This is a genomic window from Sporosarcina aquimarina, assembly GCF_033253705.1.
GTDB lineage: Bacteria > Bacillota > Bacilli > Bacillales_A > Planococcaceae > Sporosarcina > Sporosarcina aquimarina.
On sequence record NZ_JAUBDH010000007.1, the window covers coordinates 19,405 to 40,641 of the forward strand.

19 protein-coding genes are annotated in these 21,237 nt (G+C 43.8%); 13 read left to right on the forward strand and 6 right to left on the reverse strand.

What is annotated here, in order from left to right:
* Nucleotides 1-14: 14 nt before the first annotated feature.
* The 5 genes from QT716_RS11665 (at nt 15) to QT716_RS11685 (ending at nt 6,154) form a co-directional block, all read left to right on the forward strand.
* A complete protein-coding gene (locus tag QT716_RS11665; protein WP_317936243.1) occupies nt 15-881 on the forward strand; it encodes an ATP-grasp fold amidoligase family protein in 867 nt (288 codons plus the stop codon).
* An 86-nt stretch (nt 882-967) separates the two neighbouring features.
* On the forward strand, nt 968-2,116 hold the full coding sequence (locus QT716_RS11670; RefSeq protein ID WP_317936244.1) for a sugar-transfer associated ATP-grasp domain-containing protein: 1,149 nt from the start codon (nt 968-970) through the stop codon (nt 2,114-2,116).
* 70 nt (nt 2,117-2,186) lie between these two features.
* The gene (gene murJ, locus QT716_RS11675; RefSeq protein WP_317936245.1) at nt 2,187-3,707 is read left to right on the forward strand and encodes a murein biosynthesis integral membrane protein MurJ; all 1,521 of its coding nucleotides are present in this window, start codon (nt 2,187-2,189) and stop codon (nt 3,705-3,707) included.
* A gap of 67 nt (nt 3,708-3,774) precedes the next feature.
* A complete protein-coding gene (locus QT716_RS11680; RefSeq protein WP_317936246.1) occupies nt 3,775-5,154 on the forward strand; it encodes a UDP-glucose dehydrogenase family protein in 1,380 nt (459 codons plus the stop codon).
* Complete coding sequence (locus QT716_RS11685; protein ID WP_317936247.1) at nt 5,126-6,154, forward strand: GDP-mannose 4,6-dehydratase; 1,029 nt, start codon at nt 5,126-5,128, stop codon at nt 6,152-6,154. Before QT716_RS11680 ends, QT716_RS11685 begins: the two co-directional genes overlap by 29 nt.
* 88 nt (nt 6,155-6,242) lie before the next feature.
* Here the strand turns inward: QT716_RS11685 and QT716_RS11690 are convergent, their stop codons facing one another.
* Nucleotides 6,243-6,482: a hypothetical protein gene (locus QT716_RS11690; protein ID WP_317936248.1), complete on the reverse strand. Its 240-nt coding sequence runs from the start codon at nt 6,480-6,482 to the stop codon at nt 6,243-6,245.
* 158 nt (nt 6,483-6,640) lie between these two features.
* Between QT716_RS11690 and QT716_RS11695 the strand changes: the two genes are divergently transcribed.
* From QT716_RS11695 to QT716_RS11720, 6 genes are all read left to right on the forward strand, one after another.
* Nucleotides 6,641-7,552: an LCP family glycopolymer transferase gene (locus tag QT716_RS11695; protein WP_317936249.1), complete on the forward strand. Its 912-nt coding sequence runs from the start codon at nt 6,641-6,643 to the stop codon at nt 7,550-7,552.
* A 676-nt stretch (nt 7,553-8,228) separates the two neighbouring features.
* Entirely contained in the window at nt 8,229-9,815 is a 1,587-nt protein-coding gene (locus QT716_RS11700) for a serine hydrolase (protein WP_317936375.1), read from the forward strand.
* A 16-nt stretch (nt 9,816-9,831) separates the two neighbouring features.
* Nucleotides 9,832-11,949 (forward strand): glycoside hydrolase family 3 N-terminal domain-containing protein, encoded by a 2,118-nt coding sequence (locus QT716_RS11705; RefSeq protein ID WP_317936250.1) that lies wholly within the window; start codon nt 9,832-9,834, stop codon nt 11,947-11,949.
* A 15-nt stretch (nt 11,950-11,964) separates the two neighbouring features.
* Complete coding sequence (locus QT716_RS11710; RefSeq protein ID WP_317936376.1) at nt 11,965-13,224, forward strand: exo-beta-N-acetylmuramidase NamZ family protein; 1,260 nt, start codon at nt 11,965-11,967, stop codon at nt 13,222-13,224.
* A gap of 284 nt (nt 13,225-13,508) precedes the next feature.
* Nucleotides 13,509-14,402 (forward strand): polysaccharide deacetylase family protein, encoded by an 894-nt coding sequence (locus tag QT716_RS11715; protein WP_317936251.1) that lies wholly within the window; start codon nt 13,509-13,511, stop codon nt 14,400-14,402.
* A 30-nt stretch (nt 14,403-14,432) separates the two neighbouring features.
* A complete protein-coding gene (locus QT716_RS11720) occupies nt 14,433-15,071 on the forward strand; it encodes a YkyA family protein (protein ID WP_317936252.1) in 639 nt (212 codons plus the stop codon).
* A gap of 150 nt (nt 15,072-15,221) precedes the next feature.
* Here QT716_RS11720 and QT716_RS11725 read toward each other — a convergent pair whose 3' ends face one another.
* On the reverse strand, nt 15,222-15,971 hold the full coding sequence (locus tag QT716_RS11725; RefSeq protein ID WP_317936253.1) for a sulfite exporter TauE/SafE family protein: 750 nt from the start codon (nt 15,969-15,971) through the stop codon (nt 15,222-15,224).
* A 285-nt stretch (nt 15,972-16,256) separates the two neighbouring features.
* Here QT716_RS11725 and QT716_RS11730 point away from each other — a divergent pair, with 285 nt between their 5' ends.
* Complete coding sequence (locus tag QT716_RS11730) at nt 16,257-17,267, forward strand: proline racemase family protein (RefSeq protein WP_317936254.1); 1,011 nt, start codon at nt 16,257-16,259, stop codon at nt 17,265-17,267.
* Between the two features lie 44 nt (nt 17,268-17,311).
* On the opposite strand, the gene QT716_RS11735 is transcribed toward QT716_RS11730, so the two are convergent.
* Entirely contained in the window at nt 17,312-17,848 is a 537-nt protein-coding gene (locus QT716_RS11735) for a helix-turn-helix domain-containing protein (protein ID WP_317936255.1), read from the reverse strand.
* Nucleotides 17,849-17,930: 82 nt separating this feature from the next.
* On the opposite strand from QT716_RS11735, the gene QT716_RS11740 reads away from it, so the two are divergent.
* On the forward strand, nt 17,931-18,926 hold the full coding sequence (locus QT716_RS11740) for an ornithine cyclodeaminase family protein (protein WP_317936256.1): 996 nt from the start codon (nt 17,931-17,933) through the stop codon (nt 18,924-18,926).
* A gap of 461 nt (nt 18,927-19,387) precedes the next feature.
* On the opposite strand, the gene QT716_RS11745 is transcribed toward QT716_RS11740, so the two are convergent.
* Genes QT716_RS11745 through QT716_RS11755 form a run of 3 tightly spaced genes read right to left on the reverse strand, consistent with a single transcriptional unit; the run spans nt 19,388 to nt 21,196 of the window.
* Nucleotides 19,388-20,614 carry an NAD(P)/FAD-dependent oxidoreductase gene (locus QT716_RS11745; protein ID WP_317936257.1) on the reverse strand — a complete coding sequence of 409 codons (1,227 nt, stop codon included), beginning with the start codon at nt 20,612-20,614 and terminating at the stop codon, nt 19,388-19,390.
* Nucleotides 20,607-20,945: a (2Fe-2S)-binding protein gene (locus QT716_RS11750; protein WP_317936258.1), complete on the reverse strand. Its 339-nt coding sequence runs from the start codon at nt 20,943-20,945 to the stop codon at nt 20,607-20,609. Before QT716_RS11750 ends, QT716_RS11745 begins: the two co-directional genes overlap by 8 nt.
* On the reverse strand, nt 20,942-21,196 hold the full coding sequence (locus QT716_RS11755) for a (2Fe-2S)-binding protein (protein WP_317936377.1): 255 nt from the start codon (nt 21,194-21,196) through the stop codon (nt 20,942-20,944). Before QT716_RS11755 ends, QT716_RS11750 begins: the two co-directional genes overlap by 4 nt.
* Nucleotides 21,197-21,237 lie beyond the last annotated feature (41 nt).

Sequence of the window (21,237 nt, forward strand, 5' to 3'; positions counted from 1 at the left end):
GAGATAGATAGGATATGAGAACAAAAATAATTCGATTCTTACGTGTAGTGCCAGACGAACTCTATTTAAAATTACTTTTTTATAAAAATCTGAAGTATGGATTGAATCTTGAAGACCCGATTACGTACAACGAAAAACTGCAATGGCTGAAAATGAATGACCGCCAATCCTTTTATCCGATGCTCGTGGACAAGGTGGAAGTAAGAAAGCATATCGCAGAAATTCTTGGAGAACAGTATGTCGTTCCGCTCATTGGTGTCTGGGACGATGCAAATGATATCGAGTTTGAAAAATTGCCGAACAAGTTTGTGTTGAAATGCAATCACGATTCGAAAAGCGTCATCGTTTGTACGGATAAACGACAACTAGATTTCAGAAAGACAGTTAAAAAATTAGAGAAAGGCCTGAAACAAAATGCTTATTGGTATGGGAGAGAATGGCCGTACAAAAGTGTGCGACCTCGAGTTCTAGCTGAAAAGTATATTGAAGATCACAATACTCGTATTTTAAGAGATTACAAAGTGGTCTGTTTTCACGGCAAAGCCCACTTCATACAAGTTCACTTTGACCGAGGGACTCCAAAATATCATCAAGATCTGTATGACATGAACTGGAACCTTGTATTCATGACGCAAGGGGTGAAAGATCTAGATATGAGAATGGCAAATAACTATATCGAAAAGCCTGGCTTTTTTGATGAAATGGTTCGCTTATCCGAACAATTGGCGAGCGATATGATTCACGTCCGTGTGGATTGGTATTATGCCAACGGGCAGCTCTATTTCGGTGAGATGACGTTTTACGATGGTTCTGGCTTCATTCCTTTTGATAATTGGGAAGACGATGTCACGTTAGGGAATTTGATGGATTTGAAAGTCTGATAGATCACCACACTCCGGTATAGACAGCGGGTAACTATTCAAACGGCGTTAATAATCCTCAAAGCAAGTGAAAGGAGTCAACAATCGTGACGATAAAAAGTGGAATCAAAGAAGTGATGAACCGTGGAATGGGGCAGATGAATCAGTATCGATTAGTTTCCGGGAATCGAAAAAAAATCGTTCGCCTCTTCAAACTGAATCCGGAATTGGATAAGCCGCTTTCAGATGAATACAAAATAAAAATCGATTCGTATTGGGAAGGCAAATTCAATCGGAAGATTAAGAAAGACTGGCATCAGGCCTACACCAGTGTGACCGGAATCGAAGACGAGCGCTTTATACCAGAAGACCTTTTTTACTCTTTCATAGAACCGCGATTGAATTACACACACTTTCAAAAGATGTACGCAGATAAAAACTTCTACACAAAATTCTTTCAAAATGTTGAAGAGCCGAACATCATCCTTCGAAATATCCACGGAATCTATTACGGAAAGAACTATGAAAAGTTAACACCAGAAGATGCGGAAGCGCTGCTTGCGGACTTTTCGGAGAAAGTGATTGTCAAACCGAGCATTGACACGGGAGATGGGAAAGACATTGAAATCTTGGAAGTTCAAAACGATTCATACGTGTTACATGGTACTCCCGTCACATTGCGGGATATTGAAAAGCGCTATGGCGGCAGTGACTTTGTTCTACAAGGGTGGTTGGAACAACACAAGTCGCTGGGGGAAGTCTACCCAAGATCACTCAATACATTGCGAATTCTAACGCTGCGTCTGAATCACGATATTCATGTATTGTCCTCCGTTGTGCGATTCGGTAATAATGGCGAAAGTATCGATAACCAAATGGTCGGCGGGTTATCGTGCGGGTTGGATGAAGACGGAAACTTCAATGAGTATGCGATTGATAAGTTCGGAAATAAGTACACGCACCATCCGTATACAGGTTACGAATTTGTTAAAGGAAGAGTCCATCATGTGGAGTTGATCAAAGAAAAGGCTGCGGAACTTCATAACCAGGTGAAATACTTTTCGCTAGTTTCATGGGATATGGCGCTCAATGACAAAGGAGAACCGATCTTAATCGAAATCAATCTAGCGTACCAAGATATCAATTTTCATCAATTTAATACGGGTACGCTATTTGGTGAACATACAGATGCCGTTTTGCATCACGTATTGAAAAAACCGAGCAAGGATACAATCGATTATTTTGAAATTTATTGATGAAAATTGTCCTGTTTATGAACTTGTACTAATATGCCAGGCCATTTCTTTTTGACAATGAGGTTATCTTATGAAAAAAGCCGCGATCCTCTTAATGGTCTTTACAATTTTGTCCAAGCTGCTTGGATTTGCACGAGATATGACGCTGGCGAACTTTTATGGGATTTCAGGAATCGCCGACGCGTACCTCATTTCAAGAACAGTCCCCATCGTCCTATTCGGCCTATTAGCAGCAGGAATTTCCACAGCATTCATTCCGATGTTCATCAAAATCGAATCGGAGAAAGGGTTGGAAGAAGCGAATGCATTTACGAATAATCTTTTAAGCATTCTGTTTCTCATTATTACCGTGCTGGTCGTTTTCGGATTAGTGTTCACTGAACCGCTCATCAATGCAGTTGCCTTTGGGTTTAAAGGAGAAACGCTTCGCCAGGCGGTCATGTTTACGAGAGTCAGTATTTTAGGGATGTATTTTACAGGCTATGTCGGAATGTTTTCGGGATACTTACAAACGAAAAACAACTTTGTCGTTCCCGCCCTTATCGGCATTCCGATGAACTTGCTAGTCATTCTATCCCTGTATTTAAGTGCACACACCAACCTTCTCGTGCTCGCGATTGGAACGTTAGTGGGCACTGCCTCTCAATTCGTTCTTATCTATTTCTATATTAAAAAAGCAGGATTTCGCCACAAATTCAACATATCATTTAAAGATCAACACATCAAGCGAATGGGACTCATCGCATTTCCAGTCATGATTGGCGCTTCGGTCAATCAGTTAAATACGATTGTGGACAGAACACTCGCTTCGGGTGTGAAAACCGGTGGGATTGCAGCGCTTGCTTACTCAGAGCGAATCAATGAATTCATCCTCGGAATTTTTGTTCTCTCGATTGCGACGGTTTTGTTCCCAGTGATTTCAAAAATGGTGGCGGATAATGATCTGTTTGGACTGAAAAAGACGGTTTCCATGTCGATGGTCGCTGTCAGTTTTTTAGTAGTTCCTTCTATTGTAGGGGTTTTGGTGTTAACCAAGCCGATTGTGAGCGTGTTGTTTGAACGGGGGGAGTTTGACAATGAGGCCGTTTTGCTGACCGCCTCCGCACTGACATTTTACTCGATTGGCCTGCTGAGTTTCAGTTATCAGGAAATCCTGTTTCGGGTGTTCTATTCACTTCAGGACACGAAAACGCCGATGATCAATGCCATGATTACCGTTGTGATGAATATTATCTTAAATATCATTTTAGCGAAAAATATGGGGATTAGCGGAATCGCATTGGCTACTAGTATTTCGAGCATTGCGTGTACGGCGCTGCTTGCGAGAAGTTTGAAAAAGAAGATTGGTACGTTAGGGATGAAGAGCAATTATCCGTCGCTGTTTAAAATTATCGTTGCCTCTCTTATCATGGGAATCGCAGCGAGGTCCGTTTACAGTTTGCTGTTCGTTCAACTGGAAAGTTCTTATTTACCGCTATTGGTTTCAATCGCTGCCGGTGTTGTGATTTACCTGGTGATGATTTATTTCATGAAGATTGAAGAAATCGTTGCGTTCGTGAACACAATCAGGAAGAGACAGCAATTCCGTTAATGCGTTATCGAACAGGTTCATTTCTCGTATTTATTATCTCGGAATAATGGAGAGGGAAGGTGAGAAGATGTACAAGCTGGCAATTGCAGGGACGGGGTATGTTGGATTAGTGGCGGGTGCGACGTTCGCAGAAGTCGGTCACCACGTGACATGTGTGGATGTCGATGAAGACAAAGTGGAGATGATGCGGGCTGGAATTTCTCCGATTTACGAAGAAGGTCTCGAATCACTCATGCAGCGCAATGTTGAACTGGGCAGGTTGTCGTATTCGACGGATTTTAAGGCGGCTTATCAAGATGCGGATGCGATTTTCATTGGCGTCGGAACTCCTGAACGTGCAGATGGATCAGCTGATTTGACACATATTGCGTCTGTTGCCCGGCAAATCGCGGAGTCGATTGAAAAAGATTGCCTAGTTATCGTGAAATCGACGGTACCAGTCGGAACGAATGATAAAGTGGAGCAATTCATTCGAGACTTTTTAGTGAATGACGTCCATTTTGAAGTCGCATCGAACCCTGAATTCTTAGCGCAAGGCTCGGCAGTTCACGACACGATGTACGCAGATCGGTTCATCATCGGGACGGAAAGTGAATGGGCACGGAACTTGTTGACGGATATTTATACGTCTTTCCATCGCCCGATCGTCAACGTCAGCCGGCGCTCCGCTGAAATGATCAAGTACGCATCGAACGACTTTCTTGCCCTCAAGATTTCGTATATCAATGACATTGCAAACCTATGTGAGCTGGTCGGCGCAGATATCCAAGACGTGGCGGAAGGGATGAGTTATGACGCACGGATTGGCGATAAGTTTTTGAATGCAGGAATTGGTTACGGCGGCTCTTGTTTCCCGAAAGACACGAAAGCGTTGATGTCATTAGCGCGGGAGAATGGCTACGAGCTGAGGACGGTGCAATCCGCAGTTGAAGTCAACGAACAGCAGAAAACGAAACTTTTTAAAGAAGCGAATAAGCGGCTAATTACGTTCAACGGGCTGAAGGTAGCGGTACTCGGGTTAACATTCAAGCCGGGAACAGATGATTTAAGGGAAGCGGCGTCTCTAGTTAACGTTCCTTTACTCCTCGAACAAGGTGCGGATATCTATGCGTTTGACCCGTCTGGTGCGGTGCGGTTTTCGACAATGTATCCGGAAGGCCGTTTCGGAATCGGCGCAATCACGTATGCCAGTAATGTCGAACAAGCGTTACTCGATGCACATGTCTGTTTCATCTTTACGGAATGGGATGAAGTGAAACTGACGACGCCCGAGCGGTACGCCGAACTCATGCGCACCCCGCTCGTTTACGATGGACGCAATATATACAGTGTACTTGAAATGGAAAAAGCAGGTGTAGAGTATCATTCCGTCGGACGCTTTTCAACAAAGTTCCAAGGGAGCAAAGGAGCGAAACAACATGGAATCTCAATCCCTCTCAAAAAATGACGTCATCCTCATTACAGGCGCTGCAGGGTTCATCGGCTCTCATTTGTCCGCTCACTTAATGGACCTTGGCTGCAGCGTGATCGGCGTGGATAATTTGAATGCGTATTATGATCGAACGTTGAAACACAGCCGTTTGGAGAGGTTGAAGGCGAACGACTTATTTACTTTTTACAAAGTGGATATTTCGGATGCTTCGCTTATGGAAGTCATTTTTGCGAAAGAAAAGCCGACAGTGGTCATCCATCTAGCAGCGCAGGCCGGGGTGCGTTATTCTATCGAAAATCCTGATGCGTACATTCAATCCAACCTGATCGGGTTTTACAATATGCTGGAATGCTGCAGAAATCATCCAGTCAAACATTTTTTGTATGCTTCATCCAGTTCCGTCTATGGTGCCAATCAGAAGGTACCGTTTGAGGAAAGCGATACCGCGGATCATCCCGTTTCTTTATATGCGGCAACGAAGAAGTCCAATGAATTGATGTCCTACACGTACAGTCATCTGTACAATATTCCTTCTACCGGGCTGCGGTTCTTCACAGTGTATGGTCCGTGGGGCAGACCCGATATGGCGTACTTTTCATTTACAAATCAATACTTTGCGGGCGAAGCGATTGCCATCTACAATGACGGCAATCTGGAAGAGGATCTCTATCGGGATTTCACGTATGTCGACGATGTCGTGAGCGGAATCGAGAAACTGATTGCTTGTCCTCCGGTGGCTGCTAACGGCGCACCCCATGTGATTTACAATATCGGAAATGATCACCCTGAAAAGTTGATGCACTTCATTGAAACGTTGGAAACGGCGTTAAGCAACGCAACGGGGAAACCGGTTTTATTCAATAAAAACTTTGAACCAATCAAGCCTGGCGATGTTCGGAAGACGTATGCATCGACGTTGAAACTACAAGAGCTCATAGGGTTTAAGCCGGCGACTTCCATTGAGGACGGGTTGCGGAAATTTGCGGATTGGTATGTAGGATATTATGGCAATTGAGTGTGGATTTCCAGGATCGAAGCGCCCGATACATCTGGCTAACCGCTCGATTCTCTTGCCGAACCGCTCGATTAGGGGAGCCGACCGCTCATTTCTCTTGCCGAAGCGCTCGATTAGGGGAGCCGACCGCTCGTTCTCCATATCGAAGCGCTCGTTTACGCTCGGTACCCGCCCGTTTCGCATGGCAAGGCGCCCGATTCCGAAGGAGACCCGCCCATTTTCCGTTGCGAGGCGCCCGATTGCGGCTAGAACCCGCCCGATTCCAGTTGCGAGCCGCCCGATTCGGACCGGAACCCGCCCGATACATCTGGCTAACCGCTCGATTCACTTGCCGAACCGCCCGTTTCCGAGTGCTAACCGATCAATTCTCATCGCCAAGCGCTCTATTCAGCGTACGACTGAACATATATGGTACAACCCAAACCAGGTTCGCAGTAGTTCCTAACTAATGTCTTGAAAAATCACCCAATCACGGAGGTGAAAGAGATGAATGGCAGAAAACACAATCGATTGAAATGGCTGTGGATTTCGATGTTCGTTGTTCTCACGATGGCAGCCGCTGGCGGCATTTATATCTCTACAATTTATAACTCAGTAAAAGCCACAGTAAATGAAGTGACGCATGAACCAATTCAAGCGATAAGCGCAGTCGCGTCAAAACAAAAAGTAGAGCAGCGGGAGACGCTGAACATATTGCTTCTAGGTGTGGACGAACGAGAGGGAGACCGCGGTCGTTCCGATACGATGATTGTCATGACGCTTAATCCTACAAATTCCCGTATGCAAATGATCAGCATTCCGAGAGATACCCGAACTGAAATTGTCGGAAAAGGCATTACGGATAAAATCAACCATGCTTATGCGTTTGGCGGAAATGAAATGTCTGTAGCGACTGTGGAAAACTTCCTCGACATAGATTTGGACTATTACGTCCGCGTCAATATGGATGGACTGGAACAACTAGTCGACGCGGTTGGCGGCATTACCGTCACGAACGAGCGAGCATTTAACTTGGATGAATACTCCTTTAAGAAAGGAAACATCAAGTTAAATGGCGAACAAGCCCTTGCTTACGTCCGCATGAGAAAACAAGATCCTGAAGGCGATCTTGGACGAAACGACAGACAGCGGCAAGTCATCCAAGGCGTGCTGAACCAAGGTGCATCGATGACCTCTGTCACAAGGATTCATAAACTAATCGACATTTTAGGCAAAAACATGGTGACGAATATGAAGTTCGACGATATGCAAAATCTCGTGACGAACTACAAAAGTGTCCGCAACGAGTTGACCACGTATCAGATGACGGGTGATGGAAAATTCATCGGTGATATTTGGTATTTGATGGTGTCTGATAAGGAGATGGGGAAGGTGCATGAGATGATTGAAGAATTTTAGACCGACTAATATGAGAAACAATATTGAAATTATTCGAGGTAGTATTGATTTTTGTGACGTACAAGCATACAAAAATACCCCAAGACTATGAATAAATAATCATGCAGAAACAGCATATCGTCCAATCCACAGATTCTTCATCCTGAACAGTTCTATGGTCTTATAACAAATACAACACAAGAGTCCCTGGCTGGCTTAATAGCTAAGGGCTTTTTTGCGTTTTTTTACTCGGGAATAGTTTTAATTTTCTTTATTCTAAAGGTGATTTATGAAACTTATATTCACGAAAATTAATGATATATTAGAAGTTTTAATTCACATAAATTTTAAACCTCCATTAAAGAATTGGGTTCTAACTATTCATCCGGCTTCTCTAGTTCACATATCCTTTAAACGATATAAACACCACACAAAACGCCCGGCTTTCACTAATACTAGATGAAATAAGTCAAAAACTCATTAAAAGTTGTACTGTTTCACTCTACGATTTAACTAATTTGCGAGTTCCCTTATTTACCAGATTTCCACTAAATAAAGGTCCTTCAGACGTATGGTAATTGATTGAATAATCAGATAAGGTGGAAAGGCTTACATAAATAAGGAGAGGATGAAGCAAATGGTCAGTGCGAGAAAGAAAGTTTTGACTGCAGTGCTTGTTTGTACGTTAGGGAGTGGGATGGTGTTTACTGAACCAGTTATGGCGCATAGGCAGCATGTTCCGAATAAGTCTTGGAATCATCCTGGTCACGGTGCTCCAGTTTTGCATCCAGGATCAGTTCGTGGAGCTGGAATGAGGGACGAGCCGTTGAATGAAATCGATGATGTGTTCAAGCAGGCGATTGCAGAGAAAACGACTCCGGGTGCCGTAGTGTTAGTCGCTCGCAGCGGGCACATTGTGAAACAGCAGGCTTATGGTGATGCGGCGCGCTATTTGGATGACTCGTTGACCGAGATGGAAAACCCTGTCGCTATGAAAACTGACACGATTTTCGATGTTGCGTCGATCAGTAAAATCTTCACAACTGTAGCTGCGATGAAACTTTATGAAAAAGGAAAGATTCGCCTGGATGACCCCGTAGTGAAGTACATTCCTGAGTTTGCGGCAAATGGAAAAGAAGATGTGACGATTCGACAGCTGATGACTCATACTTCCGGGTTTACAGCTTGGATTCCGCTTCATTCTCAAGGAGAGACGCGGGAGGACCGGTTAAATCTAGTATTTGAGCAGCCGCTTGAAGCAAGTCCCGGAACCAGCTATACGTATAGTGACCTTAATATGATTACGTTAGGTGCAATCATTGAAAAACTTAGCGGGAAGCGATTGGATCAGTATGTAAAAGAGGAAATCACTCATCCGCTTGGCATGAAAGACACGATGTATAATCCACCAGCTTCATTGAAAAATAGAATTGCCGCAACAGAATATCAGCCTGAAATCGGCAGAGGTCTCGTGTGGGGAGAAGTGCATGACGAGAATGCGTGGTCGTTGGATGGTGTGGCAGGGCATGCAGGCGTATTTTCTACAGCGAAAGATTTAGGGGTTTTTGCACATATGATGTTGAATGAAGGCAGATATGGCGGCAAACGTATTCTCCAACCGAAAACAGTGAAATTGTTAGCGCAAAATCAGATCCCTGAATTCGCGGGCGATGACCACGGGCTTGGCTGGGAACTGAACCAAGGCTGGTATATGGATGCGCTGTCCAATCCTTCAACTGCGGGCCACACTGGCTATACCGGGACGAGTATTGTCATCAGTCCGAAAAACCAAACCGTCGCGATTTTATTGACGAATCGCGTACATCCTTCAAGAAAGACGATTTCGCTGAACGGAGTTCGACGTGATTTTGTAAGACATGTAGCGGATGCAATCCCTGCACCGATTCCAAAGAAATCGACTGCGTGGTTTTCAGGATATGGGGATAAGCTGAACCGAACACTAACAATGAATACTCCGAGAAATGCGAAGAAGTTTTCATTCAACACGTGGTATGAACTTGAGACAGATTCGGATTATGGCGTCATTGAAGTTTCTAAAGATGGACAGGCATGGGAAGAATTTGCTCCGCGTCTGACAGGAATAAAAGAGAAGTGGAGCGGCACGACGATTTCGTTACCTCGAGGCACCAAGCAAATCCGATTCCGATATGAAACGGATACGGCAGTAAATGGCAGAGGGTGGTATGTAGGGGACTTTAAACTGGATGGTAAAAAAGTGCATCCAGATTCAAAAACGACGGAATGGTTGAAACGAAATGAGTAAAGGGAGGAATTTGCGGATGAAAAATTTGCGACGCTATTTGGTTATACCTGTTCTAATCGGGATACTTGTTTTGACGGGTGCCATGGCTGGGCAGCCGGCGATGGCGCAGTCATCGAAGTCGAAAGTGAAGAATCTGGTTTTGCTGCAAAATGTCCCGGAGTCTATTGCTGAATTGGATGATGGAACTATCCAATTGACGGCGCTACACGTATACAAAGGTGGCGATTTTAAAGCTGTTTCAAAGAACTTGAAATGGAAATCAAAAAACAAAAATGTTGCTACGGTCGATGGTACTGGTAAAGTCCGCACTTCAGGAAAACCTGGTAAGACGTTCATTGAAGTGACGGACGGCAAGTTTACTGACCGAATTGCGATACAAGGGAAGCCGGAAAAAAACCATAAGAAAAGACCGGGAAAACCTTCTATTGCGTATAAGGTGATTAAAATGAACGGCAAGCAATACAAACTGATTGAAAATGCAATCCGTCATATGTCGGTAGAAGAAAAAGTGGGGCAGATGCTCATGCCGGATTTCCGTAACTACAACGGAAAAAATGTGACCGAATTGACTCCGGAAATTGAAGCGCTTGTTCAGAAATATCATTTAGGCGGCGTGATTTTATTCAGAGAAAACGTTGTAACGACGGAGCAAACGGCTCGATTAGTTGCCGACTACCAAGAGGCTTCTGAAAAATATGGACTTATCATGTCGATTGACCAAGAAGGTGGGATTGTCACAAGACTTCAGTCAGGAACGGACATGCCCGGCAATATGGCGCTCGGCGCAACACGATCTGAAGAGCTTGCGGAGAAAGTCGGCGAAGCGATCGGTGAAGAACTTCATTCACTCGGCATTAACATGAACTTCGCCCCTTCTTTTGATGTTAACAACAACCCGGATAACCCGGTGATTGGGGTCCGTTCGTTCAGTGAAGACCCAGAATTGACAGCTCTATTAGGTGTTGCGTATACAAAGGGACTTCAAGGAACTGGAACATCCGGTACAGCGAAGCATTTCCCAGGTCACGGAGATACTGCAGTTGACTCGCATTTAGGGCTACCGGAAGTCCCTTATGACAAAGAACGATTGAAGCAAGTGGAATTGTATCCGTTCCAAAAAGCGATGGAGGCAGGCGTGGATGCCATTATGACAGCACACGTGACGTTCCCGAAGATTGACGGTACAACTGTAATTTCGAAAAAAGACGGCAGTGAAATTAATGTGCCTGCAACGTTATCGTATAAAGTACTGACGGAGTTAATGCGAGAAGAGATGGGATACGATGGGCTGATCACAACAGATGCGTTAAATATGAAGGCGATTGCAGATCATTTTGGACCTGTCGATTCAGTTATTCGGGCCGTACAAGCAGGAACGGACCTTGTCTTAATGCCTGTTGGACTTGAAAGCGTGGCAACTGGTTTAGTAGACGCTGTTCGTTCTGGTGAAATTTCAGAGTCTCGAATTGAAGAGTCAGTGGAACGGATTTTATCACTAAAGGTTAAACGAGGCATTATGAAAGAAGAAACGCCGAAGCCGATTGAGGATAAAATTTCAAATGCACTGCAGACAGTCGGTTCAGACGCTCATAAACAAATTGAACAACAAGTGGCTGAGAAATCAGTGACATTGTTGAAGAATGACAGCGTTCTTCCGTTACGTCCAAGCGTTTCAGAAAAAATAGCGGTTGTTGGAGATTCCTATATTGATGAATTGTACCAAGCTGTGAAAAGTAAACATGACAACACGATCTTAGTGAAAACGGGGAAACCACTGACGGATAGTGAACTTGCCCAAGTGGCGGATGCATCGGCAGTGATTGTTGGAACGACCACTTCAACTGTTGCGGCACGTTCACCAGAAAATCCGCAAATGAAGATGGTGAATGAGTTAGTGGAAAAGTCCACTGCACCTGTCATTGCAGTAGGTGTCAGAAATCCGTATGACGTTATGGCTTACCCTAATGTCGATGCGTACCTAGCGCAATACAGTTTCCGGACAGCGAGTTTCAAAGCGACTGCCTCCATTCTTTTCGGAGACGTGCAGCCTTCAGGGAAACTGCCTGTTACGATTCCAAATCCTTTAGGTGGGATACTTTATGAATTTGGACATGGGATTTCTTATAATGAATAAGGGAGAGAATGGATGATGAAAAAGTGGTTCATTGCCGTCATCTCGGCATTGCTTGTCATGACAACATTCACAGTGGCGTTTGCGGACAACTCACATCATAATGGCAAGCATAAAGGGAAGGGCCAAGGAAAAGGAACTCACAAAATTGAACTCGGCGTCGAACGGCTCATGAAACATGAAAAACACCTGCTGGGAGGGAAGCGAGTAGGCCTGATCACGAATCCGACTGGCGTTGACAGCGAATTGAACAGTGTTGTCGACCTTTTAAATAATGATCCCGACATTCATCTTGAAGCACTTTACGGTCCGGAACACGGCGTTCGTGGAGATGCGCAAGCCGGTCAATATGTCGATTATTATATCGATGAAGTTACGGGTGTGCCGGTCTATAGCCTTTATGGTAAAACAAGAAAACCGACTCCTGAAATGCTTGAAAACGTAGACGTACTCGTTTTTGACATTCAAGATGTCGGGACGCGTTTCTATACGTACATCTACACGATGGCGCTTGCAATGGAAGCAGCGGAGGAAAAAGGGATTCCATTTGTCGTGTTGGATCGTCCCAATCCGCTTGGGGGTGAAAAGATTGAAGGACCCGTACTTGACCCTGAGTTTGCATCCTTCGTTGGACAGTATGCAATACCTTTACGTCACGGAATGACGGTAGGGGAACTTGCGAAGTTGTTCAATAAAGAATTCAACATCAATGCGGATTTGAAAGTCGTGGAGATGAAAGGATGGAAGCGGGATTCGTATTTTGATGAAACAGGACTTCAATTTGTTATGCCGTCACCGAACATGCCAACACTAGAGACAGCGCTCGTTTACCCAGGTACAGCATTAATCGAAGGAACCAATGTTTCTGAAGGACGCGGAACGTCAAAACCATTCGAGCTTCTCGGTGCACCGTTCATTAACAGTACAGAACTTGCTTCTTCACTGAATAACTTGAATCTGCCAGGCGTGAAATTCCGGGCTGCATCCTTCACCCCGACATTTTCGAAACATAGTGGCAAATTGTCTCACGGTGTCCAGGTCCATGTAACTGAAAGAACGAAATACCAGCCTGTTGAAACGGGGCTTCACATCGTGAAGACTTTGAAAGACCTTTATCCTGAAGACGTTCAGCTAACTTCATTTTTCGATAACTTAATCGGGAATGGCTGGATCCGTCCAGGTATTGAAAACGGAATGACCGTGAAAGAGATGAAAATGCGATGGGGCAAAGACCTGAAAAGATTCCAAGTCGTACGTAAACAGTATTTGTTGTATTAAGTGGGAAGAACCGGAGTGCAAGATTCCGGTTCTTTTGCTTGCCGATTCATCGAACATTATGATTGCCCGTGAATAATTTTAAACTTTTGTATTGTACAGGCACACGAAAAGAAAAACAACATATTTTATGGTATTATATGCTAATATAATTAATTAATTGATTGATTCAACTAAAGTCTATACATATTGGTATGAACTTGGATAATCTTGATGTTTATCTAATCCATAAATGGAAGTGAAATAGAGTATATCATTTTAAAAAGAATAGGAGGACGAACTTCAACATGCGATTAAACAAAAAAGGGAAAGTTCTGTCCGCAATTCTTTCGGTCTTAGTAGTTGTTTTAATAGCTGGATTTTTTATTGCGAATAAGACGAAACAGGAGACAGCTCCCATACATACGACTTCATTGGAAACATTGCCGGTTTCATTTGAACCCATTGGCGGTTTTGAAGAATCCCCTTTGAGACAGTCTATTCTACTAGATGAACGACAAAAGAAAGAGATTGCAAGAAAAGAAGCAGTTGCCAAGCAAAATGTGATGGATCAGCAAGAAAAAGCAATTTATTTAACATTTGACGACGGTCCTTCTGCTGTTGCGGACCAATTGTTGGATATCTTGGATGCCTATCAAATGAAAGCGACGTTCTTCATGCTGGGACCGAATATGAAAGAACATTCGAAAGCTGTAGTTCGCATGAAGAATGAAGGTTTCGGTCTAGCTTTACATGGGATAACCCATGAAGCAGGTGAAATCTACAGCAGTGCGTCTGCACCTGCGGATGAAATGATTGAGGATCGCCAAATACTTAAGGATGTCACGGGAGTTCAGTCCAACCTGATCCGACTTCCATACGGCAGTATCCCTTATTTAACAGAAGATATGCGCTACGTGTTAGACCAAAATGACTTCCAGGTTTGGGATTGGAATGTGGACAGCCGTGACTGGGAATTAAAAGATCGACGATATGTAGAGCATACAAAGAAAGCAATCGATGAGTACATGAATGCAGGAGTTACACCTGTCGTTCTGCTTCATGATAAACCCCATACGATTGAATTCTTGCCAGAGCTCCTTTCTTATATTAAGAAGCAAGGCTATAAAACGAAAGTGTTAACAAATGAGCAGCCGCCCGTAACGTTCCCTTGTAACGGCCGCTGTCAATCAATCAGCTAACTCACTGGTTGACCTAAGGAGGGATCCCGTTTGAAAAAAGTTATGTTTCTAGCCATACTTGCAGGTTTGCTTTCAGTACTAGCAGGATGTCAGTCGGACCAAGAACAAGCGACCGAAATCCATACAAAAGTAGAAGAATCAGCAAGCTTGGAAGACAAATTCACAGCCAATCAAAAAGACTTAGCCTCGAGCAGAAAAAAGGTGAACGAGAGTTACCAAAAGGTATTAAGTCTTGAAAATAATGATGCCGAGACAATAAAACAAACACTAAATGATTTAGAGATTTCCACCGAAAGTAAGAAATTGGACGAGGCTCGTGAAAACTTCCAGAATGCGTATGCTACATTGATGTCCATAGATGAAAATATTAAGCTGATCAAAGACAAAGATGAGAAGAAGACAGCAACGAAAATCATGACACTGATGAAGGATCGAAAGAAACTGATGGACAGCTATTTTGAACTCTATCAAAAGCAATTGGACTCACAAAGTAAGCTTTTCGAAAACCTGGAACAAGGGAATTTTGAACTGGCTGCACTGGAAGAACAGGTTAAAACCATTAATGATGAGAGTCAAAAGATGGTGGATGTTGTGGAACACGTGAATCAGGTTACTGAGGAATATAATGAAGTGAAGAGTGAGTATTTTGATATGGCGGGTTTGAGTTAAAAGCAATAGACTTTAAAATTCATAAATGGGAATAAGAGTACCTCTGTCCGATCAATAACTATCGGACAGAGGTACTTTTCATTATGCGATTTTAGGTTTAATAGAAATTGGTTTAATTGATGTAAAACTAAGAGTCAAAACACATCCTAATTATGAAGGATTAGTCAGCAACAACACCCCAAGCAACACTATCAAAACAAATACATAATGTTGAAAACGATGAGCGGGAATACGCCGATGTAAAGACGTACCAAATAACGTCGCAAGCACAAGAAGCGGCAAAGAAAACCCAAACAAAACAACTAAATCCTTCGTCCACAAACCACCAACCGCTTGTCCAATAACGATCAGCACACCTGAAATCAGGAAATGTGCTTGCAATGTCCCGCGGAAACGATCAGGTTCCCATTGACGCATTGTCCCGAAAACGACAACCGGCACACCCGTAAAGTTATAGGCACTGCCAAGTGAACCTGCCGCAAATCCAAATGGGAATGCCCAAGCAGGATGATTCAGCATGGGTTGCTGGAACGTTTTAAATAGCAATGGTTTTGCCAGGGAATAGGCACCATACAGAATGAGGAACGCTCCGAGCGCAACAGTAATGACAATTGCTGGTGCGAATTTAACCAATAATAATCCTGCTGGAATTCCAACGACTGAAGCAGCAGATAATCGTATAAGTGATGGACGGTCAATGTGTCGCCAATTAGTTGAAACAGTTAGACAAGCAACCGTCAATCCTGCTAAACCGATTAACGAGATGGAAGTATATAAATCGATTGGTAATAAGGCGAGTAAAGGCATACTAACGACTGCTTCGCCGAACCCGAATGTAGCACGGACGAGCGCTCCGACGAAAACCGCCAGCAGTACTAATAGGAATATTGTGACAGACATATAGATTTTACACTCCAGTGTTTTAAGGTAACTTCAATCGTATCATAGTCACATATAAATTTGAGTGGCACGTTTCAACATCCCACGAAACATGCAAGGATTCAACGATAGATAATAAGGAAAAGCGTCTGCTATCCCTGTGATAAAAGACGCTTTTTCTAACTTTGTATGCTTTGAATACTAGTTTACTTTTAACAATGGATTGACTATTCTAAACTATTTCAATTATACTGAATTTAAGTACCACTTCAATAATATACTTAAATTTAAGAAGGAGATGGAGAAATGATTATTAATAAAATGATTTCAACAGTGGATATGCATGTGTCTGGTGAACCTTTACGAATTATTACGGATGGTTTTCCTGAGATTAAAGGGAACACGCAATTAGAACGCAGAGAGTATTGCATGGAACATTTAGATGAGTTCAGAAAAGTGCTCATGTATGAGCCAAGAGGTCATCACGGTATGTACGGATGTATAATTACCCCTCCAGCTAAAGAGGATTCGGACTTCGGAGTTCTATTTATGCATAACGAAGGCTGGAGTACGATGTGTGGTCATGGAATTATCGCAGTGGTCACAATGGGAATCGAAACAGGACGTTTTGCGGTAACGGAAGAACGACCTAGATTTGTGATTGACAGCCCAGCGGGTGAAGTAATTGCGTATGCCAATGTTGAAGAGAACCGAGTGAAATCGGTCTCGTTTGAAAACGTCCCGTCATTCGTGTTAGAAAAGTCGATTGAAATGACAATAGAAGGTAAGGAGTTAGTTGCAGATATCGCATTTGGCGGCGCATTCTATGTCATTATGGATTCAAGTCAATTGGACTTTAAAGTATCAAAGAAAGATCTTCCTCAATTACAAAAGTGGGGGACTAAAATAAAGCATTATGTGGAAGCGAACTATAACGTCGTTCACCCAGATGAGCCAGGTCTAAAAGGGATTTATGGAGTGATTTATTCGGATGCGCCAGTAAAAGAAGACTCGGATTTGCGCAACGTTACAATCTTTGCAGATGAACAAGTCGATCGCTCCCCATGTGGTACGGGCACTTCTGCTAGACTCGCGACTTTATATACACATGGGACGATGAAAAATGGAGATTCATTTATCCATGAATGCATTACGGACGGTCAATTTAAAGGAGAAATTATTGGGGAAGAAACGGTTGCCGGGATTCCAGGGGTTGTCCCGCAAGTGGAAGGAACTGCATACATTACCGGTTTCCATCAATTCGTGACGGATCCTAATGATGAATTACCGACTGGTTTTTTACTAGAGGACAAGTAGAACGTAGACCAATAGCCGATGAGATCATCACGTCTCGTCGGCTCTTATTGAAACTCATGGGAAACGCAAAGGAAGACGACTTCTTTGTCTGTATAGTTGTACCAGTAATGCGTCTGGTTTGAATCGAACATAATGGATTCGTGTTCTTTCAACTCTATCTTTTCATTATTCAATAGAACCGTAAGGACACCTTTTAATACAAAAAGGAATTCCTGTCCATTGTGTGTGAACGCATTTCCTTCATTTTGACCGGGTTTCAAGTTAACCAGCAAAGGTTGGAAAGCATAGTCTTCCATGGAATGATGCAGGCTTTTGTACATGATATTATGGTGATTTAATTTCTCGACTTCAGAAGAGGGATCGTCACTTGAAGCGGCGGTTGTTTCATCAAAAAATATAGCGGGACTTACGTTTAGTGCCAAGGAAAGCTTTTTTAACGACTCCAATGTGGCATTGCTTTTGCCTCGTTCCAATTGTGAAAGAAAGCTAATCGAAAAACCGGTTCGATCTGCGACTTCTTTCAACGTCATTTTGTTATCTTTACGAATATCACGAATCCGTTCACCGATCGGCTGATCCATCACAAACACTCTCCTCAGTAATTCTTTAACTATATTATGTATATCACATTATCAAATCCGTTAAAAGAAAGGGTTGAACATTTTGATCGTACTCGACGAAAAAACAATACAAAGCATGTACAAAATGGACAAAGCAGTAGCAGACTTGAAACACCTCTTGAAAGCGAAAGTGGAGGAACTTGTAGAAAATCCGTTACGGACCGTCATAGAATTTAAAAAGCACGAAGCTAGTGTCTTATATATGCCCAGTGCAGATTTGGATAAAGAATTGATGGCCATGAAAGCCGTCACTATTTTCCCACATAACCGAGCATCCGGAGGCAAAACCACCCAAGGGGTCACACTCGTATCGGATGCAAAAACAGGTGAGCACGTCTCACTCGTGAACGCATCCTACTTAACCCGGTTAAGAACAGGCGCACTCAGTGCAATCGCAACGGACCTTTATGCATTGAAAAATGCGGAAGTGCTAACTTGTATCGGAACAGGAGGCATGGCATTTGAACAAGTACTCGGTGTGTTGGAAGTCCGAGACATCAAGACCATCAATCTAGTCAATCGAACAAAAGCAAATGCAGAAAAGTTCAAAGAGAAATTAATCGAATTCGGTGTGCCTTCTTCCATAACCATTGAAGTAATAGATGAAGAGAATAAATCCGAAACCGTGAAGAAATCACAGATCATCAACTGCAGCACCAGATCGGAAACACCCGTATTCGATGGGGATGATATTCAACCAGGCACCCACGTCAACGGCGTCGGCTCCTACTTGCCGCATATGAGAGAAGTGGACCACAAATTCATTTGCCGAGCAGACAAAATCATCGTCGATGACTTTCATGGCGCAACCGAAGAAGCAGGGGAGCTCATCCACGCAAACGAGCAAAATGATTGGTCTTACGATCAAATCCACGGCGAACTAAAAGACGCCTACGTCGGCAACGTAACTGCCCGTGAAAACAATACAGAAATCACCTTCTTCAAATGCGTAGGAGCCGCCTACTTCGACCTAGCCGTCGCAATCGGCGTCTACGAAACCGCCAAACAACAAAACCTCGGCCAGCACGTAACGATCTAAATGGCGGGGTGATTTCTTTCGTGAGGCTACTTGTGAGATTGTGCCTCATTATTAAGTTTGTGAATTTATCCCAAGGGATTTAGTTTGGAAATATCCTATTAGAGAATATGAAGCTAATTCCTAGAAGAACCGTTGATTGAAGTGGAAGATGACGACTCCGGAGGGATCAGCGAAGTCCGAAGACCCTGGACTGAGCGTAGCGAAAGCCGTCACGAAGAACGGCTTTTGCGAGTAAAAGCGCAGCGTTAGGAGCATATGGCTGCCTTAATTTCTGTAAAGTGCACAGAAATACGGCAAATCGAACTCTTCGTTGTTCGATTGGCTGAGGGCAAGCCCCTCGGAAAGCGTTCATCTGAAACGTAAATCAACATCGTAACTTATTTTATTCATAAGATAAAAGGGGCTATCCCGAAAAGTCATGCACATGACTCTTCGAGACAGCCCCTTCCATTATCAACACGTTAACCAGTAACGCCCACCTTAACTTCCTGTCCATACTCCTCAAAATACCGCTGCAACTTCTCCTTACCTTCCTTCACATCAGGATGAAACTGAATGAACGCCTCATCCCGAGTACGCCCAATCGTCTGAATCGCCTCCTGAATAACCACTTCATGCTTGCCCCCGCTAAAACTATTCGCAATCGCAAGCCCAGCAGCAACCCCTTGGCTAATCGCCACCTTCGCACCCTCAACACCCGTAATATTTCCGGCCACATACAATCCATCCAGAACCGTCTCCATCCGCTCATTATGAAGAGGTACATACCCGCCTAACTCTTCTATATAATAGAACGGACACCCAGCAATTGCCGCTAGCTCCGCCAATGGATACAGACCGCCAGCAATACAAACAAAGTCAGCACTAATAGTTTCTTCAGTACCTTCAATCACTTCTCCCGACGCACTAATCGTAGCAATCGTCACTCCTTCTACAGCATCCTTACCGTAAATATTGATTACCGCTTTTCGAAGCATGATCGGGATATCCCACATCTTCACGCCTTTTTTAGGGAAGAATGTAATCCCCATCTTTTTCATGAACTCATTTTTCATCAACTTGCTTCCGAACTTAACAAAAGCTGAAGGCGCCATATGCGACACGTGCAGCAGGGAATTCATGACATCCATCGGGTTGCCTGATTCCTTCGTCACTTGATTCATCTTCGGTAACGTAATCGCAGCCACATCGATATCGGCAAGTTTCAGTTCCATCGCAATGGCGGATGACAGCACATTCACTCCGATGATCACGCCGCGATTACCCGGTTTGACCCTATGTACATTTGTCATTACTTGGGCAGCACCAACGGACATCACGCCAGGCAGCGTCCAGCCGGGAATCGAAAGCGGAACTTCAGCTGCACCCGTTGCGAGTAAGAGATGGGAAGTATAGTACGTTTCTTCATCTGTATAAATTACCCAAGATCCATCCAGCTTTTCAATGTTGGAAACAGGTGTGCCTAAGCGAATCTCAATGCCGAGCGCAACGGCTTTGTCATGCAGGCTTTTCGATTCCTTAATTCCATTCCACCATTTCCCGTTTTCTTCTTCATAAAGCTGACCTAACAATCGGCCGCCAGCCAACATATATTCATCGAGAATGAGAACTTCGTAACCGTTTTCCGCAATCGTGATCGCTGCAGACAAACCTGCGGGACCCGCCCCGATAACAATGACTCTATTCATTATTCGACCTCCAGTCTTTCACAGACGTCAGGAATTTTTCGCCGCTTGACACGGTCATGCCTTCTTCAACTGGCGTCAGACAAGCTCGAACGCCTTGCTGTCCATTTACATTGACACGGCATTCGAAGCAGTGACCGATATTGCAATAAATTCCGCGCGGTGTTCCGCTTTCTTCATGAACACGCAGCGTTCGGATATTATTCGCAAGCAGTGCAGCAGCAAGCGATTCGTTTCGTAACCCTGTTAAAACCGTATCGTTAAATTTGAATGAAACGATATCTGTTTCATCGACTTTGTCCAATACTGGGTGATGAATGATTCTGCTCGTCATTTTGTAACTCCCCCCAAACTGCCGAAGCTGACTGGTCGAATGGGTGGCTGATATTTTAAAGTCACCTGGGTAACGTCTCGTTCAACAGAAGCATGTGCAATACTGTCCACCATCGATCGGCACGTTCTTCCTCCGCAATACCCCATGCCCGCACGTGTCCGTAATTTCAGTTCTCGTGCGGAGCAATTATACGTTTCCGCCGTATTTTTCAATTCACCATAAGTTACTTCTTCGCATCTACAAATGATCATTTTATTTTCCGACAAGTCCCTCACCTCATTCTTATACTTTG

What these genes read in the sequence shown, in the direction of transcription:
- QT716_RS11685 (WP_317936247.1), top strand. Translation starts at nt 5,126, where the DNA reads ATGGAATCTCAATCCCTCTCAAAAAATGACGTCATCCTCATTACAGGC.
- QT716_RS11715 (WP_317936251.1), top strand. Translation starts at nt 13,509, where the DNA reads ATGCGATTAAACAAAAAAGGGAAAGTTCTGTCCGCAATTCTTTCGGTC.
- QT716_RS11695 (WP_317936249.1), top strand. Translation starts at nt 6,641, where the DNA reads ATGAATGGCAGAAAACACAATCGATTGAAATGGCTGTGGATTTCGATG.
- QT716_RS11725 (WP_317936253.1), bottom strand. Translation starts at nt 15,971, where the DNA reads ATGTCTGTCACAATATTCCTATTAGTACTGCTGGCGGTTTTCGTCGGA.
- QT716_RS11730 (WP_317936254.1), top strand. Translation starts at nt 16,257, where the DNA reads ATGATTATTAATAAAATGATTTCAACAGTGGATATGCATGTGTCTGGT.
- murJ (WP_317936245.1), top strand. Translation starts at nt 2,187, where the DNA reads ATGAAAAAAGCCGCGATCCTCTTAATGGTCTTTACAATTTTGTCCAAG.
- QT716_RS11665 (WP_317936243.1), top strand. Translation starts at nt 15, where the DNA reads ATGAGAACAAAAATAATTCGATTCTTACGTGTAGTGCCAGACGAACTC.
- QT716_RS11745 (WP_317936257.1), bottom strand. Translation starts at nt 20,614, where the DNA reads ATGAATAGAGTCATTGTTATCGGGGCGGGTCCCGCAGGTTTGTCTGCA.
- QT716_RS11680 (WP_317936246.1), top strand. Translation starts at nt 3,775, where the DNA reads ATGTACAAGCTGGCAATTGCAGGGACGGGGTATGTTGGATTAGTGGCG.
- QT716_RS11700 (WP_317936375.1), top strand. Translation starts at nt 8,229, where the DNA reads ATGGTGTTTACTGAACCAGTTATGGCGCATAGGCAGCATGTTCCGAAT.
- QT716_RS11710 (WP_317936376.1), top strand. Translation starts at nt 11,965, where the DNA reads ATGAAAAAGTGGTTCATTGCCGTCATCTCGGCATTGCTTGTCATGACA.
- QT716_RS11705 (WP_317936250.1), top strand. Translation starts at nt 9,832, where the DNA reads ATGAAAAATTTGCGACGCTATTTGGTTATACCTGTTCTAATCGGGATA.
- QT716_RS11750 (WP_317936258.1), bottom strand. Translation starts at nt 20,945, where the DNA reads ATGACGAGCAGAATCATTCATCACCCAGTATTGGACAAAGTCGATGAA.
- QT716_RS11755 (WP_317936377.1), bottom strand. Translation starts at nt 21,196, where the DNA reads ATGATCATTTGTAGATGCGAAGAAGTAACTTATGGTGAATTGAAAAAT.
- QT716_RS11735 (WP_317936255.1), bottom strand. Translation starts at nt 17,848, where the DNA reads ATGGATCAGCCGATCGGTGAACGGATTCGTGATATTCGTAAAGATAAC.